Raw genomic sequence first — 13,690 nt, forward strand, 5'->3', positions numbered from 1 at the left:
CGCGCCCCCGCACATACACAGCATCAGGAGAGCCCATGACCAACACCCCGCCGCCGCCCGGCACACCCGAATCGTCGCAGCAGCCCGAGTATGCGGCGCCGGCCCAAACGGGATACCCCACCGCCCAGCCGCCCGGCCCGGTGGAAACGAAGCAGCGCAACGTCCTCGGCATCATCGCCCTGATCGTGGCTGCTGTCGGCTTCATCTTTGCCTGCATTCCCGGAGCACTCATCGTGGGCTGGGTCCTCCTGCCCATCGGATTCATCCTCGGCCTCGTATCCCTCTTCCTGAAGGGGAAGGTGAAGTGGCAGGGAATCGCCGCCATCATCGTCTCGGTGGTCGGTACCGTGGTCGGCGTCGTCGTCTTCACCGCTGTCGTGGCGACCGCCTTCACCGATTCGTTCGGTGGCTCCGACGTCGAGGTCGGAGAGCCGACGTCGACCAGCGAAGAAGCGAACACCGCCGACGAAGAGGAAGCCCCCGCGGCTGAGCAAGGCACGCGCGAGAACCCGCTCCCCCTGGGCACGCCTCTCTCCGCTGACGAGTGGACCGTGACCATCAACTCGGTGACTCTGAACGCTCAGGATCAGCTCCTCGCGGCATCGGACCTCTACAACGAGGCCCCGGACGCCGGAACCGAGTACATCATCATCAACTACACCATCCAGTACACCGGCAAGGACGCAGAAGGTGGAATGCCAGCGTTCGTCGGAGTCGACTACGTCACCGCCGACGGAAACACGGTGAACCCGCTCGACAAGATGGTGATGGCATCGGACCCGATCGACCTCATGTCACCGCTGTACGAGGGCGCCTCCGTCTCCGGTAACAACGCTATGCAGGTGCCGACCCCGGCCGACGGAGTCCTCGCTGTCCGCCCCGGCATGGTGGCTGACAAGGTCTTCGTCGCCATCCAGTGACCTGATCCCGTACGGAGGGCCGGGAGTTTCTCCCGGCCCTTCTCAGTATGCTCAGCGTCTCAGAACGCTCATGGAGCGGTCATGAAGTCGGCGGCTCGTCGAAGCGCTTCCGCAGAGCGGGGTCGAGGGCGATGTCGCCGAACGACGCGGTCCACGCCCCGTCGACGGCGATGGACTGACCGGAGAGGTAGGGGGCCTCATCGGAGAGCAGGAACGCCGTCACCGCGGCGACCTCCTCCGCGCGGGCGATGCGTCCCATCGGCGGGCCCTCCGCGAGCAGCCGCTCCTCCGCCTCGGGGTCGGCGGCCCTGGCGATCTGTGCCTCCAGATGGGGAGTGCGCACCCCGCCTGGCGCGACGGTGTTCGCCCGTATGCCCAATCCGCCATATGTCACCGCGACGCTGCGGCTCAGGGCGTCGATGCCGCCCTTCGTGAACTCGTAGGCGGCGTGGTCCACGAAGCTCGATCGACCGTGGATAGAGCCAATGTTCACGATCGCCCCAGGGATACCCTGGTCGACGAACGCGGAGACGGCCGTCGAGCAGCCCCAGAGGTAGCCGAAGCCGTTGATGTCGACGATCTCCCGCACGACCGTCTCGTCGAGCTCGTGCAGGGGCGTGCGCTTCGTGATGCCGGCGTTGTTGACCCACCCGGCCAGCGGAGCCCGGGCACGCGCCGCGGCGGCCGCCCGCTGATGGACACTGCGGTCGGAGGCGTCGCCGAGCACGACCTCGGCGACGATGCCCTCCTCCACGGTCCCGGAGCCGGGCGAGCGTTCGAGCCCGACCACGATCCAGCCGTCGGCGGTGAGCCGCGCGGCCACCGCGCGGCCGATGCCCTTGCCGCTGCCGGTGACCACGACGCTGCGCGGGGAAGGTGTCATGTCAGTCCCTCTCGAATCGGAAGACGGCGGGATCGAGGCCGAAGCCGAGCCCCGGAGCCGTGGGGGGCGTGACGGTGCCGGCGAACTGCGGCCCGCCCGAGACGAACGAGGGTGCGGGGTCGTAGGGATTCACCCCGCGGGCGAAGGTCTCCACCTGGATGCCGAGGTGGGCCGTGATCTCTGGGTACACGTGTCCGGACACCGGGACGCCGCGCTCCGCCGCCCAGGCGATGAGCTCACGCGCGGGGGTGATGCCGCCGATCGCCACGACGTCGAGGCGCAGCGCGTCGACCTCGCCGACCTCGACCAGAGCCCGGAGCACGGCGGGGTCGGTCACCTCGTCGCCGACCGCCACCGGCAGTCCGGTCTCCCGGCGGATCCGGGCCACGCCGGCCGCGTCCTCGGGGAGCAGCGGATCCTCCAGCCAGGCCAGGCGCGGGTCGCCCCACTGCGCGACCTCCGTCACGGCGGCCTCCGCGTCGGGCCAGCCGAAGCCCACGTCCACCACGAGTCCGGTCGAGGTGGGAAGCTCTGCGCCGAGGATCGCGAGCAGTTCGCGCATGTATGCCGGATCGGGAATGCGCGAGATCTTCACCTGCGCCCAGCCCTCCGCCTGCGCGAGCACCTCGTCCGCGACCTCCCGCGGCGGGCGCTGCGGAGACGGATACGCGGCGACGAGCATCCCCTCCCGCGCGGCGTCACCCGTACCGAGCAGGGTCCACAGCGGCACGCCGGCTCGACGGGCCGCGATGTCCCACAGGGCAATGTCGACGAGACCGATCGCCCGCCGCACGAGTCCCACCCGTCCGACGATCGCACTGCCGCGGAGCATCCGGTCCCACGCGGTGGCCGGGTCGTCGGCGTCGAGCCCCACCGCGTGCGGCGCCACCAGGCGGTCGACGATCTCCGCCATCGGGGCCTCCCGCGACAGGCAGTAGGCGAGCCCGGTGGTGCCGTCGTCCGCCGTCACCTGCACCGCGGAATACTCCCGCCGCGTGACCGTCATCGCGCCGAGCTGCAGCGGAGCCGGAAGAGGCAGGACGGCGGTGGCCGTGTCGATCCGGGCGACGGCGGTCATTCGGGCTTCTTCGCGAGGGGCACGCCGTAGTCCACCATGAACCCGCCGTCGACGTACAGGGTCTGGCCGTTCATGTAGCGCGACTGGTCCGAGACGAGGAAGCTCACGGCCGCGGCGATCTCACTCGCGTCGGCCAGGCGCTTCGCGGGGATGCGGGACAGGATCGTGTCCAGACTCAGCGTCCCCTGCTCCACACCCTGCCGGAACACCCCGGTGTCGACGTAGCCCGGGGCCACCGCGTTGACGCGCACCCCACGCGACGCCCACTCCGCTCCGGCCGTAGAGGTGAGTCCGATGACGGCGGCCTTGGTCGTGGCATACGGCGCCCGCCCCGCGGAACCCCGCGAGGAGATGGAGGAGATGTTGACGATACGGCCCTCGCCCCGGTCGAGCATGCGCTTCCCGGCGGCCTGGAGCGCGGAGAACACCCCGTGCAGGTTCACGTCCACGACCGCGGACCACTCGTCCCACGTGAGGTCTTCGATCCCGCGGTGGCGCTGGATGCCCGCGTTGTTCACGAGCACCTCGATGGGCCCGAGCTCCGCCTCGATCTCGCCGAAGACCCGGTCGACGGCGGCATGGTCGGTGACGTCGAGCTCCCGCCACAGGATCCCGGCGGGGTTCTCGCCCGCGGTGAGCCCGGGGACGCGATCGGTCGCGACGACGAGGTAGCCGTCCGCGGAGAGTCGCTGTCCGATCTCCCAGCCGATGCCGGCCGAGCCTCCGGTGACGATGGCGACGGGGCGCGCGGTCATGTCTCTCCTCTACCTCGGGGATTTGCTATAGCAAGTCTATCCCGTTCGAATCGCGCAACTAGTTCGATTTCGGCCGGAAATGGAGCAAAGTGGGCGATTCGAAAGTCGAGCTACCCCAGCAGCCCGGCCACGACCGACACGGCGTGGGACTCCAGGAGCTCCAGGGCACCGGGAGCCAAGGGCGTCTGCCAGGCCTGGTAGGCGCCGCGGTCGTACGCCTCCCGGGTCGGGAGATACACGAACCCGGGACCGTTCGTGAGGTTCATCACCACGATCGGCGTCTGGGGGAACCGCTCCCGCAGGGTCGTCTGCAGCCGCGAGTAGGCCTCGCCCGGGTGCCCCACGATCACGGCGTCTCCGAGCCGCCACGCCCACACGGGGTGCGACACGGTCGGCCCCTCGATGTAGCCGTCACGGAGGTTCCGCGCCCGTCCGAGGCGTTCCTCCCGGGACCGGGGGTCGATGTCCTTCCACTCCTCGGCGAGCTCGTCCAGGGTGGGCAGGTCGCGCAGCGGCAGCTCGGCCGCCGAGACGACTCCCGCCGCCCCGTCGCCGCCGTCCGCGGGGGTCCCGGTCCAGATCGCGAGCGGAGCACCCGACTCGACGACACCATCCAGCGTCAGCTCCTCGCCCGGCACCGGAAGCCCGTCCAGGGCGGCGAGCACCGCGTGCCCGAGCGAACGTCCGTGCCGGTCGGCCACTGCGACGTCGCCGGTGTACTGCTCCCGCGGGGCCAGCTCCCCCGAGGCCCCCTGCACGAACAGGCACGGTGCACCGGTGGCGGCCTCCACGATCTCGCGCATCGCGCCGACGTAGTCCGGCGACACCTCCCGGTTCTGCCAGGCCAGGGTCGTCGGATGGCAGGCGTAGTTCACCAGCGTCGCCCGCACCTCCCCATCGATGCTGATCCGGCCGATGGTCACCGTGTCGTCGGCGGTGCCCCGGGGGTTGTAGCCGACGAGCGCGCGGCCGTCGAGGTCGAGCTCCCGTTCCGCCGCGAGGGTGCAGGTGCCCGTGGTCCACTCGATCAGTCCCGGTCGTGCGGCCTCCAGCGCCTCGCGACCGGCCGCGATACCCGCGGCAGCAAGAGCCTCCAGGTACCCGGGGATGAGCTCGCCGCCCGGCAGATGCGCATCCGCGGCGCAGAGCACGGCCCCGGCGTGGGTGTGCGAGAGCGAGAGCATGAGCTGATCGGGCTCGAGGCCCAGACCGTCGAGGATCGCCCCGCGCACGCCCTGCTCATCGGCGACCCGGCGCCACCAGGTGCCGTCGACGGCGAGCAGCACCCGCGGCCGCTCGTCCGCGGCCACCACGGCGAGCGCGGTCAGCTCGAACGGCCGGTGCGCCCCCTCGGAGCGCTCCCAGTCGGCCGGGCCCCAGTTCTTGGCGCGGATTCCGACGGGCGGTGTGATGTCGCGCCGGGCGACGCCGATGCGCGCCCGTGTGCGGGGGATGCGGATGCGGTCTCCGAGGTGCGTCGCCGCTGCGGTGTCGTTCACGCGTGATCCTCCCTGATATCCATGATGCCGTCCGTCACGCGCTCGTCAGCACGTCCGCGATGACGACGCGCTGTCCGGCCTCCGGCAGCGCGGTCTCGACGCCGCGTTCGACGGTGTCGCTGTAGAGCAGCGTCGAGGGCTCGGCGAATCCGTCCGCCAGGCGCAGTCGTCCCCCGACGAACTGGCTGCCGGTGACGCGGGCGTGGTTGACGCCCGTCCCGATGTCGAGGTGCGCCGCGCCTGTGGGCACCGTCGAGGTCACCCCGCTGACCCGCCAGGTGACGACGCCGGCACCGGCGGCCCTGCTCAGCAGCGCGCCGTCCGTCCGCTCCGTGGAGAGCTCGACGCCGTCCAGCGCGACGAGCTGATCGCGCACGGCGGTCGCGCTCAGGCGAACGTCGCGCACGGATCCGCCGCGGATGGTGACCGTGGCGGCGCCGAGCTCGAAGGGCGCACCCGCCGCCGGGCCGCTGAGACGACAGTCCACGAACTCGACCGGCCCCGACCCGCGGGCCTTGACGCCGTCCATTCCGGTGATCGTGCAGTCCACGAAGCGCACGGGAGCCGTGACCGGGGTCTGGACGAGCACCTGGTCCTTCGGCAGCGCGAAGGTGGAGTCAGAGATGACCGTCGGCCGCGACGAGCGCTGCGACCGCTGTCCGATCGCCAGAAGTCCCGCGGTGCACCCGCGCACCTGCGCACCGTCGGCGTTGATGGTCATGGTCGCCTGCGGATCGAAGGTCGAGCGGCCGATCACGCGCACGTTCTCCAGCGTCAGATCGCTGATCTTCGTCCCGGCGACGAACCAGGAGCAGACGTGGTCGCGCACCGTGATGCGCTTCGCGGCGGTGCCCCACTGCGCGCCGGAGTTGGCGATGTCCATGAGCCCGGAGTTGCCGATGAAGGTGAGGTCGTGCTCGTACTGCCCATGCGTGGTGAAGGGGTTGCCGCCCTGGTCGTCGCCGTCGCCGTGGCAGTTCTCGACGAGGCAGTACGCGCTGGCGGTGAGGTCGTTCAGGTGCCGGGCGTTCGACGAGGTGCAGTCGCTCACGCGTCCGTAGAGACTGTAGATCTGCTGCGTGAGGTAGCCCGCACCCCCGTAGAACACGGTCGGCGGGTTCTCCACCGAGCAGCGCTCCGTCGTGAAGTGCGTGTTCCAGCGCCGCATGATGACGGGCCACCAGGTGCGGCTCGCGTGCACGTCGGCGACGTTGCAGTGGACCGCGTACTCGAACGCGATCGGGTGCGATCCGGTGAGCTCCCGCGAATCGGGGAACGAGCCGTCGGTCGGGCCGTCGAAAGGCCCGGCGCCGAGGAACCGCATGTTCGCGATGCGGACGCCCGCGACCGGTTCCATCTGCCGCCAGATCAGCTTCCGTCCCTTGTCCAGCGGCCAGCCGTTGAGATAGTCGATGCGGATGTGCGTGCCGTCGATCTGCTGCGTCACCTGCACGAACCGCTGCAACTCGCGCTCATCCGCCCCTCCTCCGGCGACAGGGTCGCACTGCACCGCCCACCAGGAGTCGACGGGGAACCGGGAGGCATCCGGCACGGCGACCGCGTCGGTCAGCTCGGGCCAGGCCTCGGCGAGCGCGTACTCGACCGTGACGTCCTTCGCCACCCCGGTGAAGAACATCACGGCGCCGAACGGGTTGTCGTGCGTGTTCTTCTCGATGCCGTCGGTCGTGATGACGTGTCCGCCGAAGTCGATCTCGATGTACGACCGGGTGAAGCGGTGTCGGCGTCGGAACAGGAGGTCGGTGCTCGCCTCGATCCGGCGGATGCGGGGATCGTTCACCATCGCCGCGAGCGCGTCGTCGGCCGGCTTCTCCGGTCCGGTGATGCCGAACACCCGGAAGTCGACCGTCCCGTCGTGCTGCAGGATCCACCGGGTGTCGCGCTTCCCCGCGATCACCGTGCCGCCGTTGACCGTGGTCTTCGCGTCCTCGCTGCCCACGTACACGAGCAGCCCGGCGTCGCCGGGCTTCCGGTACCCCGCAACGATCGCGACCTCGCCGTCGCGGGCCCGGAGGCGGCCGAGGTCGGCGACGGACTCCGCTCGCGTGACGTCCTTGGCGCCGGCGGCGACCGGGGCCGCCTGGGCCGGCGCCGTGCTCGCGAGCGCACCCGCCGTGCCGAGAGCGACCACGCCGAGCCCGGCCATGAGCGCGCGGCGGCCGGTGGACCGGACTCGCTCCGCAGCATCCGCCGCCCCCGCGGCTTTCGCAGGGCCGTCGGTCGTCGATGCATCGATCACGATCTGCTCCTCTTCCGCCGCACCGAGGTGGTCTCGGCGGCGTCGCGCAGCGCAGCCGGGACGGTGAAGTCCGCCCGGCGACTCAGCACGAAGGCGATCGTCGCCCCGAGCAGCGTGAGCCCCGAGATGAGGAGCAGGCCCCACACCGCCGACCCCGTGGTCTCGCTGATCCAGCCGATCGCGTACGGTCCCGCGAAGCCGGCGAGATTGCCGACCGAGTTGATGAAGGCGAGACCGGCCGCGGCCGCCGTGCCGGTGAGCACCATCGGCGGCAGGCTCCAGAACAGCGGGGTCGTCGAGAAGAGCGCCGACATCCCGACGCACAGCGCCGCGAGCGCGAGCACCGGCGTGCCCTGTGCCGCGACCGCCGCGATGAGCGAGAGGGCGGTGATGCTGAGCGTGATGCCGATCTGCAGCGGGATGTTGCCCTGCCTCCGGGCGGCGCGCTCCCACGGCAGCATCACGAGGGCCGCGCACAGATTCGGCAGCGCCACCAGCCACCCGGTGGTCGCGTTAGAGAAGTCGCCCATGCTCTTCACGATCGTCGGCAGCCACATCCCCAGTCCGTAGGCGCCGAAGACGACACCGAAGAACAGCACGATGAGCGTCCAGAGGCGGCCGTTGCGGAAGACCTCACCCAGGCGCAGGCGCCCGTGCCGCTGCTCGGTCGCCTCGGTCTCGGCGGCGAGCGTGTCGGTGATCCAGCGCTGCTCGGCGGGGTTCAGCCAGCGGGCATCCTGCGGGCGGTCGGGGAGCCAGAAGAACACGACGAAGGCGAGCAGCACGGCAGGGATTCCCTGCAGCAGGAAGACGAGCTGCCAGCCGTCCAGGCCCCACAGCCCGTGCAGCTCCAGCATCCAGCCGGACAGCGGAGCGGCGACCGCGTTGGCGATCGGGTTCGAGAGCACGAAGACGGCGAGCACCTGCGTGCGGTACTGCCGCGGGAACCACAGCGTGAGGTAGAGCAGGACGCCGGGGAAGAACCCGGCCTCCGCGATGCCGAGGATGAAGCGCGCGATCGCGAACTGCGTCGCGTCCTGGACGAACGCGGTCAGCGCGGCGACGATGCCCCACGAGATCATGATGCGGGCGATCCACTTGCGGGCCCCGAACTTCTCGAGGAGCAGGTTGCTCGGCACCTCGAAAAGCAGGTAGCCGATGAAGAAGATCCCCGCCGCGAAACCGAAGGCGGCCTCGGTGATCTGGAGGGCGGCGGTCATCTCGAGCTTCGCGAAGCCGGCGTTGTTCCGGTCGATGTAGGCGACGAGGTAGAGCAGGCCCAGGAACGGTCCCAGCCTCCAGATCGCCTTCTTCATGGCGGCGGCTCCCACCGCGTCCTCCGCGGCGCGCGCCTGCGCCACCGTCTCTCTGCCGGACATGACAACTCCCTCGTCATCGGTTGCGGGTTTTGCTATAGCATCTAGCACTGCGGCGCTCCTGTCTAGTCCCCGCCTCATGCCATAGCATCGACCGAGCGCAGGACCCTGCTCGACGAGCACCGGGCCGCGCGAGAGCGAGAAGGGCCCCGGATGCGCAGCGTGTCGGATCAGAACATCGCCGAGCAGGTCGCGGACGAGATCCGGGCGGCGATCCACTCCGGGGAGCTCGCCCCCGGCGAGCGCCTCGTGGAGCGCAAGCTCGCGGACCGTCTCGGCGTCAGCCACATCCCCGTGCGGGAGGCCCTGACCCGGCTCGCCGAGGAGCGCCTCATCACCCGCGAGCCCCGCCGCGGCGCCCGCGTCGCCCAGCTCAGCGCGCAGGATCTGGAGGAGATCTCGAGCCTGCGAATCGTGCTCGAGCAGTTCATGGCGATCCGGGTGCAGGAGCGGTGGAGCGACGAGTCGGCTGCCCGGCTCGAGGCCATCATCCAGGCGATGGCGGATGCGGCTCCGGGCGACGTGGCCGAGGTCCTGCGCCAGGACCGCCTCTTCCACGAGACCCTCGCCGACCTCGCCGAGCACCGGTTCCTCGACGAGCTCAGCGCCCAGCTCCGCGGCCGGATCGCCGGCTTCATCCAGGCGGCCAATTCGGCTCTCGACCCCGCCGAGCAGGAGGAGCACGTGCGCAGCCACCAGCAGATCGTCGACGCGATCGCCACCGGCGATCCGGAGCAGGCGCGCGCCGTGATCGCCGAGCACGTGACCAGGGCCGTCCGCCGCATCACGCCGACGGCCGAGTGAGCGCCGCCGTGACCGCGCGCACCATCGTCCTGACCGGAGCCTCCGACGGCATCGGCGCCGCCGCCGCCCGTCAGCTCGCCGGGTCCCCGCACCGCCTGCTCCTCGTCGGACGCTCGCCCGAGAAGATGCGCGCCGTGGCGGACGAGACCGGCGCGGAGTGGTTCACCGCCGACTTCGCGCGCCTCGACGACGTGCACGCCCTCGCCGCACAGCTCGCGGACGCGGCGGGTGCGACGGGCATCGACGTTCTGGCCAACAACGCCGGGGGCATTTTCGGCGACCGGACGCCCACGGTCGACGGGCACGAGAAGACCATGCAGGTCAATCACCTCGCCCCGTTTCTGCTGACGAGCCTCCTGCTCCCGCAGCTGCTCGCCGCCCGCGGGGCGGTCGTGAACACCTCCAGCGTCGCCCATCGCCTGTTCGGACACCTCGACGTCGATGACCTCGACAACACCCGCCGGTACTCCCCGAACAAGGCCTACGGCGACGCCAAACTCGCGAACGTCCTGATGGCGAAGAGCCTGCACGAGAAGTTCCATGCGCAGGGGCTCAGCGCGGTGGCCTTCCACCCCGGCACCGTGGCGACGAACTTCGCCGCCGAGTCGTCGAGCATCATGCGCCTCGTCTACCGCACCCCGCTGCGCCGCCTCGTCCTCATCGGCAGCGACCGCGGCGGCGCGACGCTCCGCTGGTTCCTCGAGGGCACACCGGGCGAGACCTGGAGCTCCGGCGAGTACTACGACGAGCGCGTCCTCACCACCCGCGTGAACCCACAGGTCAACGACCCCGCTCTCGCCGAGGCCCTCTGGCAGCGCACCGCCGAGCTCGTCGGCGTGTCCGGGGCCTGAAGAGGCCGCCGTCTACGCTGGGGCGATGGCGCGCCTCGACTGGACTCAGCTCCCTCCCGCTCTCCGAGCCCGGGTCGAGGAGTTCGCCGGTTCCCCGGTGGCACGGGCGCAGTCGCAGGACGGCGGCTTCTCCGCGGGCCTGGCCTCACGGCTGAGCTTCGCCGACGGACGGCGGCTGTTCGTCAAGGCGGTGCAGGAGTCCGCGGAAGGCACGTTCGCGCTCTACGTGCGGGAGGCCGAGGTGCTCGGCGCGATCCCCCGCTCCCTCCCCGCCGCACACCTCGTCCACGCCTTCACCGCGGACGGGTGGGCGGTGCTTCTCATCGAAGACGTCGAGGGTCGTCACCCGGAGCGCTCCGCCACCTCCCCCGACACCGCACATGTCCTGGACGCGATCGCCGCCCTGGCCACCGCCCCGGCGCGTCGCACGCTTCCCCGCCTCGCCGACGAGCTGCACGAGGACTCCGGGTCCTGGCGACGGCTGGAGGAGGCCGGGCTCCTGGAGACGACCACGCCGTGGTGCGCGCAGAACGTCGACCTCCTCCGCATGGCGGCGGAACGAGTGGGCACCGCCGTCGCAGGCGATCAGCTCCTGCACGCCGACCTCCGGGCGGACAACATCCTCATCGACGCCTCCGGCCGGGCGCGCCTGCTCGACTGGCCGTGGGCGGCCCGCGGCGCGGGGTGGGAAGACGCCCTTCTCTACCTGCTCGACCTCCGCGTCGAGGACCCCGCGGCTGAGGTCGGCCCCCTGCTCGGTCACCCGGCCTTCGCCGGGTCCACCACGGAGGACCACATCGCCCTCCTGTCCGCCGCGGGCGGCGCCTGGTTCGAGAAGTGCCGTCTTCCCGCGCCGGACGGGATGACGACGCTTCGCGACTTCCAGCGCCGGGAGGCGGTCATCGCCGCCGACTGGATCGCCGCGCTCGTCCGCTGACTCCACGGAGCCTCGCCCGGCACAACTCAGGAGATCCTCGGCGACACGCCGGAGGCGGGGCCGAGTGGCGGCGCAGAGCGCCGAATCTCCGGAGTTGTGCCCGGCGGGATCAGCCGACGACGAGGTTGGCGGTGTCGACGACCCGGTCGCCCTCGGCGGGGAACGCCGTGCGCGTGACACTCGCTTCGACGTTGCCGGTGTGCAGCAACGTCGACCCGGCGCCGAAGGCGTCGTCGCGGAGCTCCAGCGAACCGCCATCGAACCGGTTGCCGACCGCGCGGTAGTGGGTCGCACCGCTGGTCACCGCGACGTGCGTCGTCGATCCCTCGGCCCGGAACGTGCTGTCGGCCAGCGTCAGGTGCAGCTCGCCGGCGCCCGTCCGCGACACCGTCATCCCGCCCTTCGCGGACACCTCGGAACCCGCGATCTCGACGACCTGACGGTCCTTCGATGCTGCCGCGATGCGGGCGTTGCGGAGCGTGGAGCCTTCGATGCGCAGCTTCGCTGTCGCCGAGGCGATGGGGGCGGCGTCGTCCGCCGCGGTGAGGGTCGAGCCGCGGAAGGTGACCGCACCAGGCCCGTTGATCGTCATGCCGCCCACGCGATCGAGGACCGTGTCGACGAAGGTCACCGGCGTCGTCACCGTCGCGTTGGTGAGCTCGCCGGGAGCGACGAACGTGAAGTGTGAGTCGGCGATCACCGTCGGTCGGGCGGAGTTGTCGGATGCCTGGGTGATGATGAGCGTGTCCGAGGCGGTGCAGCCGCGGAGCTGCGCGCCGTCCGCGTTGATCCACAGCATTCCTGAGCCGGACAGCGAGGGCTTCCCGATCACCTGCACGTCCTCCAGCGTCAGGTCGATGATGCGCACCCGCGCCACGAACCAGGAGCACACGTGCTTGCGGACGGTGATGCGCTTGGCCGCCGACCCCCACGCGGCCCCGGAGTTGGCGAACGTCATGAGCCCCGAGTTGCCCGTGTACGTGAGGTCGTGCTCGTACTGGCCGTGCGTGACGAACGGCCCCTGATCGTCACCGTCGCCGTGGCAGTTCTCCACGAGGCAGTAGGCGCTCGCGGTGAAGTCGTTGAGGTGCCGGGCGTTGGCGGTGTGGCAGTTGGCGACGTACCCGTACAGGCAGTAGATCTGCTGCGTGAGGTAGCCCGCCCCTCCCCAGGTGACGGAGGTCGGGTTCTTCAGCGTGCAGCTCTCCGTGGTGAAGTACGTGTTCCACCGGCGCTGGATCAGCGGCCAGAAGGTCGCCGTCCCGTCGATGTGGTCCACGTCGCAGCGCACCGCGTACTCGAAGGCCAGCGGGTGCGACCCCGTGTACTCGTCCGTCCCCTTACCCAGGAACTTCAGGTTCGACACCGTCACGTCCTGCACCGGCTTCACGTGCCGCCACGTCATCGTGCGGTCCTTGCCGAGCGGCCAGCCGTTCTTGTAGTTCACGCGGATGTGCCGACCGTCGACGATCTGGGTCACCTGCACCAGCCGCTGCAGCTCGCGCTCCCAGCGGCCCGACAGCGCGTTGACCTCGGCGGCGTACCACTCCCCGACCGCGAAGAACGACGAGTCGGCGACGGGGAAGACGTCGGCGAGGTCGGGCACGTCCTCACCGAGCTTCGCCTCCTGCACCGCGTCGGTCACCTCGCCGCGGAAGAACATGACGGCCGCGAAGGGATCGTCCTTCCCCGCGTTCTCGATGCCCTCGGTCGTCATCAGATGGTGTCCGAAATCGAAGGCGATGTTCGACCGGGAGAACGTGTGCCGGCGGACGAAGTTGAGGTCGGTGTGCGCCTCCACGCGCCGCACGCGGGCGTCGCCCACCATCGCGTCGAGCGCGTCGTCCGCGGGCACGGAGGCGTCCATGATGCCGAACTTCCGGAAGTCGACCGTGCCGTCGTGCACGAGCACCCAGGCACCCCCCTTCGGCCCCGCGAGCACCGTGCCGCCGTTGGCCGCGGGGGCGTCCTTCTTCACGAAGCGGTAGAGCCCGTCGCCGCCGTCGCCGGGAGTGGTGTAGCCGCTCGTGCGGACGAGGTCGCCGTCCTTGCCCTTGCGCGTCGCGAGGGCGGTGGCGAGGCCGCCGTGCGCGACGTTCTTCGAGCCCGACGACTCCTGCGGCACGGCGGGCCCCGCGGCCTGGGCAGCGGCGGGGGTGCCGATCGCCGCGACGCCGCCCAGGGCGGCGGCGCCGAAACCGGCGAGCAGCATCCGTCGACTGCGCATCGCCGCGGTCTCGGTGGTGGTGTCCAGCTGGGTCATGCTCATCCTCCTTGCGGCGTCTTCGCCGCGGTCAGGCGTCCGGCCCTCGGCCGGATCGCGGTCACCG

The 13,690-nt window shown here is 70.9% G+C and carries 11 protein-coding genes; 4 read left to right on the plus strand and 7 right to left on the minus strand.

Translation table 11 applies throughout. The annotated features are described in order from the left end of the window. The first annotated feature begins 35 nt into the window (after positions 1 to 35). Positions 36 to 920, plus strand: a complete 885-nt coding sequence (locus CYL12_RS11680; RefSeq protein ID WP_233486725.1) for a hypothetical protein — start codon at positions 36 to 38, stop codon at positions 918 to 920. 79 nt (positions 921 to 999) lie between these two features. Here the strand turns inward: CYL12_RS11680 and CYL12_RS11685 are convergent, their stop codons facing one another. The 6 genes from CYL12_RS11685 to CYL12_RS11710 form a co-directional block, all read right to left on the minus strand. Then, the gene (locus CYL12_RS11685) at positions 1,000 to 1,803 is read right to left on the minus strand and encodes an SDR family NAD(P)-dependent oxidoreductase (protein WP_101847753.1); all 804 of its coding nucleotides are present in this window, start codon (positions 1,801 to 1,803) and stop codon (positions 1,000 to 1,002) included. Between the two features lies 1 nt (position 1,804). Beyond that, positions 1,805 to 2,881: an enolase C-terminal domain-like protein gene (locus CYL12_RS11690; RefSeq protein ID WP_101847754.1), complete on the minus strand. Its 1,077-nt coding sequence runs from the start codon at positions 2,879 to 2,881 to the stop codon at positions 1,805 to 1,807. Next, positions 2,878 to 3,636 (minus strand): SDR family NAD(P)-dependent oxidoreductase, encoded by a 759-nt coding sequence (locus CYL12_RS11695; protein ID WP_085604421.1) that lies wholly within the window; start codon positions 3,634 to 3,636, stop codon positions 2,878 to 2,880. The genes CYL12_RS11690 and CYL12_RS11695 overlap by 4 nt, the downstream gene beginning before the upstream one ends. Positions 3,637 to 3,746: 110 nt before the next feature. Beyond that, positions 3,747 to 5,135 (minus strand): hypothetical protein, encoded by a 1,389-nt coding sequence (locus CYL12_RS11700; RefSeq protein ID WP_101847755.1) that lies wholly within the window; start codon positions 5,133 to 5,135, stop codon positions 3,747 to 3,749. Positions 5,136 to 5,169: 34 nt separating this feature from the next. Then, on the minus strand, positions 5,170 to 7,392 hold the full coding sequence (locus tag CYL12_RS11705) for a peptidase C14 (protein WP_233486726.1): 2,223 nt from the start codon (positions 7,390 to 7,392) through the stop codon (positions 5,170 to 5,172). Next, a complete protein-coding gene (locus CYL12_RS11710; RefSeq protein WP_101847756.1) occupies positions 7,389 to 8,771 on the minus strand; it encodes an MFS transporter in 1,383 nt (460 codons plus the stop codon). The genes CYL12_RS11705 and CYL12_RS11710 overlap by 4 nt, the downstream gene beginning before the upstream one ends. A gap of 150 nt (positions 8,772 to 8,921) precedes the next feature. Here CYL12_RS11710 and CYL12_RS11715 point away from each other — a divergent pair, with 150 nt between their 5' ends. From CYL12_RS11715 to CYL12_RS11725, 3 genes are read left to right on the plus strand one after another with little or no spacing between them, the layout of a single operon-like run. Then, positions 8,922 to 9,572 (plus strand): GntR family transcriptional regulator, encoded by a 651-nt coding sequence (locus CYL12_RS11715; RefSeq protein ID WP_101847757.1) that lies wholly within the window; start codon positions 8,922 to 8,924, stop codon positions 9,570 to 9,572. Between the two features lie 8 nt (positions 9,573 to 9,580). Continuing rightward, a complete protein-coding gene (locus CYL12_RS11720; RefSeq protein WP_101848781.1) occupies positions 9,581 to 10,423 on the plus strand; it encodes an SDR family NAD(P)-dependent oxidoreductase in 843 nt (280 codons plus the stop codon). A gap of 25 nt (positions 10,424 to 10,448) precedes the next feature. Then, on the plus strand, positions 10,449 to 11,360 hold the full coding sequence (locus CYL12_RS11725; RefSeq protein ID WP_101847758.1) for a phosphotransferase: 912 nt from the start codon (positions 10,449 to 10,451) through the stop codon (positions 11,358 to 11,360). Between the two features lie 109 nt (positions 11,361 to 11,469). Here the strand turns inward: CYL12_RS11725 and CYL12_RS11730 are convergent, their stop codons facing one another. Beyond that, on the minus strand, positions 11,470 to 13,623 hold the full coding sequence (locus CYL12_RS11730; RefSeq protein ID WP_101847759.1) for a peptidase C14: 2,154 nt from the start codon (positions 13,621 to 13,623) through the stop codon (positions 11,470 to 11,472). Positions 13,624 to 13,690: the final 67 nt, after the last annotated feature.

This window comes from Zhihengliuella sp. ISTPL4 (genome assembly GCF_002848265.1).
Lineage (GTDB): Bacteria > Actinomycetota > Actinomycetes > Actinomycetales > Microbacteriaceae > Microbacterium.

What these genes read in the sequence shown, in the direction of transcription:
- CYL12_RS11730 (WP_101847759.1), bottom strand. Translation starts at nt 13,623, where the DNA reads ATGACCCAGCTGGACACCACCACCGAGACCGCGGCGATGCGCAGTCGA.
- CYL12_RS11715 (WP_101847757.1), top strand. Translation starts at nt 8,922, where the DNA reads ATGCGCAGCGTGTCGGATCAGAACATCGCCGAGCAGGTCGCGGACGAG.
- CYL12_RS11710 (WP_101847756.1), bottom strand. Translation starts at nt 8,771, where the DNA reads ATGTCCGGCAGAGAGACGGTGGCGCAGGCGCGCGCCGCGGAGGACGCG.
- CYL12_RS11695 (WP_085604421.1), bottom strand. Translation starts at nt 3,636, where the DNA reads ATGACCGCGCGCCCCGTCGCCATCGTCACCGGAGGCTCGGCCGGCATC.
- CYL12_RS11685 (WP_101847753.1), bottom strand. Translation starts at nt 1,803, where the DNA reads ATGACACCTTCCCCGCGCAGCGTCGTGGTCACCGGCAGCGGCAAGGGC.
- CYL12_RS11690 (WP_101847754.1), bottom strand. Translation starts at nt 2,881, where the DNA reads ATGACCGCCGTCGCCCGGATCGACACGGCCACCGCCGTCCTGCCTCTT.
- CYL12_RS11725 (WP_101847758.1), top strand. Translation starts at nt 10,449, where the DNA reads ATGGCGCGCCTCGACTGGACTCAGCTCCCTCCCGCTCTCCGAGCCCGG.
- CYL12_RS11680 (WP_233486725.1), top strand. Translation starts at nt 36, where the DNA reads ATGACCAACACCCCGCCGCCGCCCGGCACACCCGAATCGTCGCAGCAG.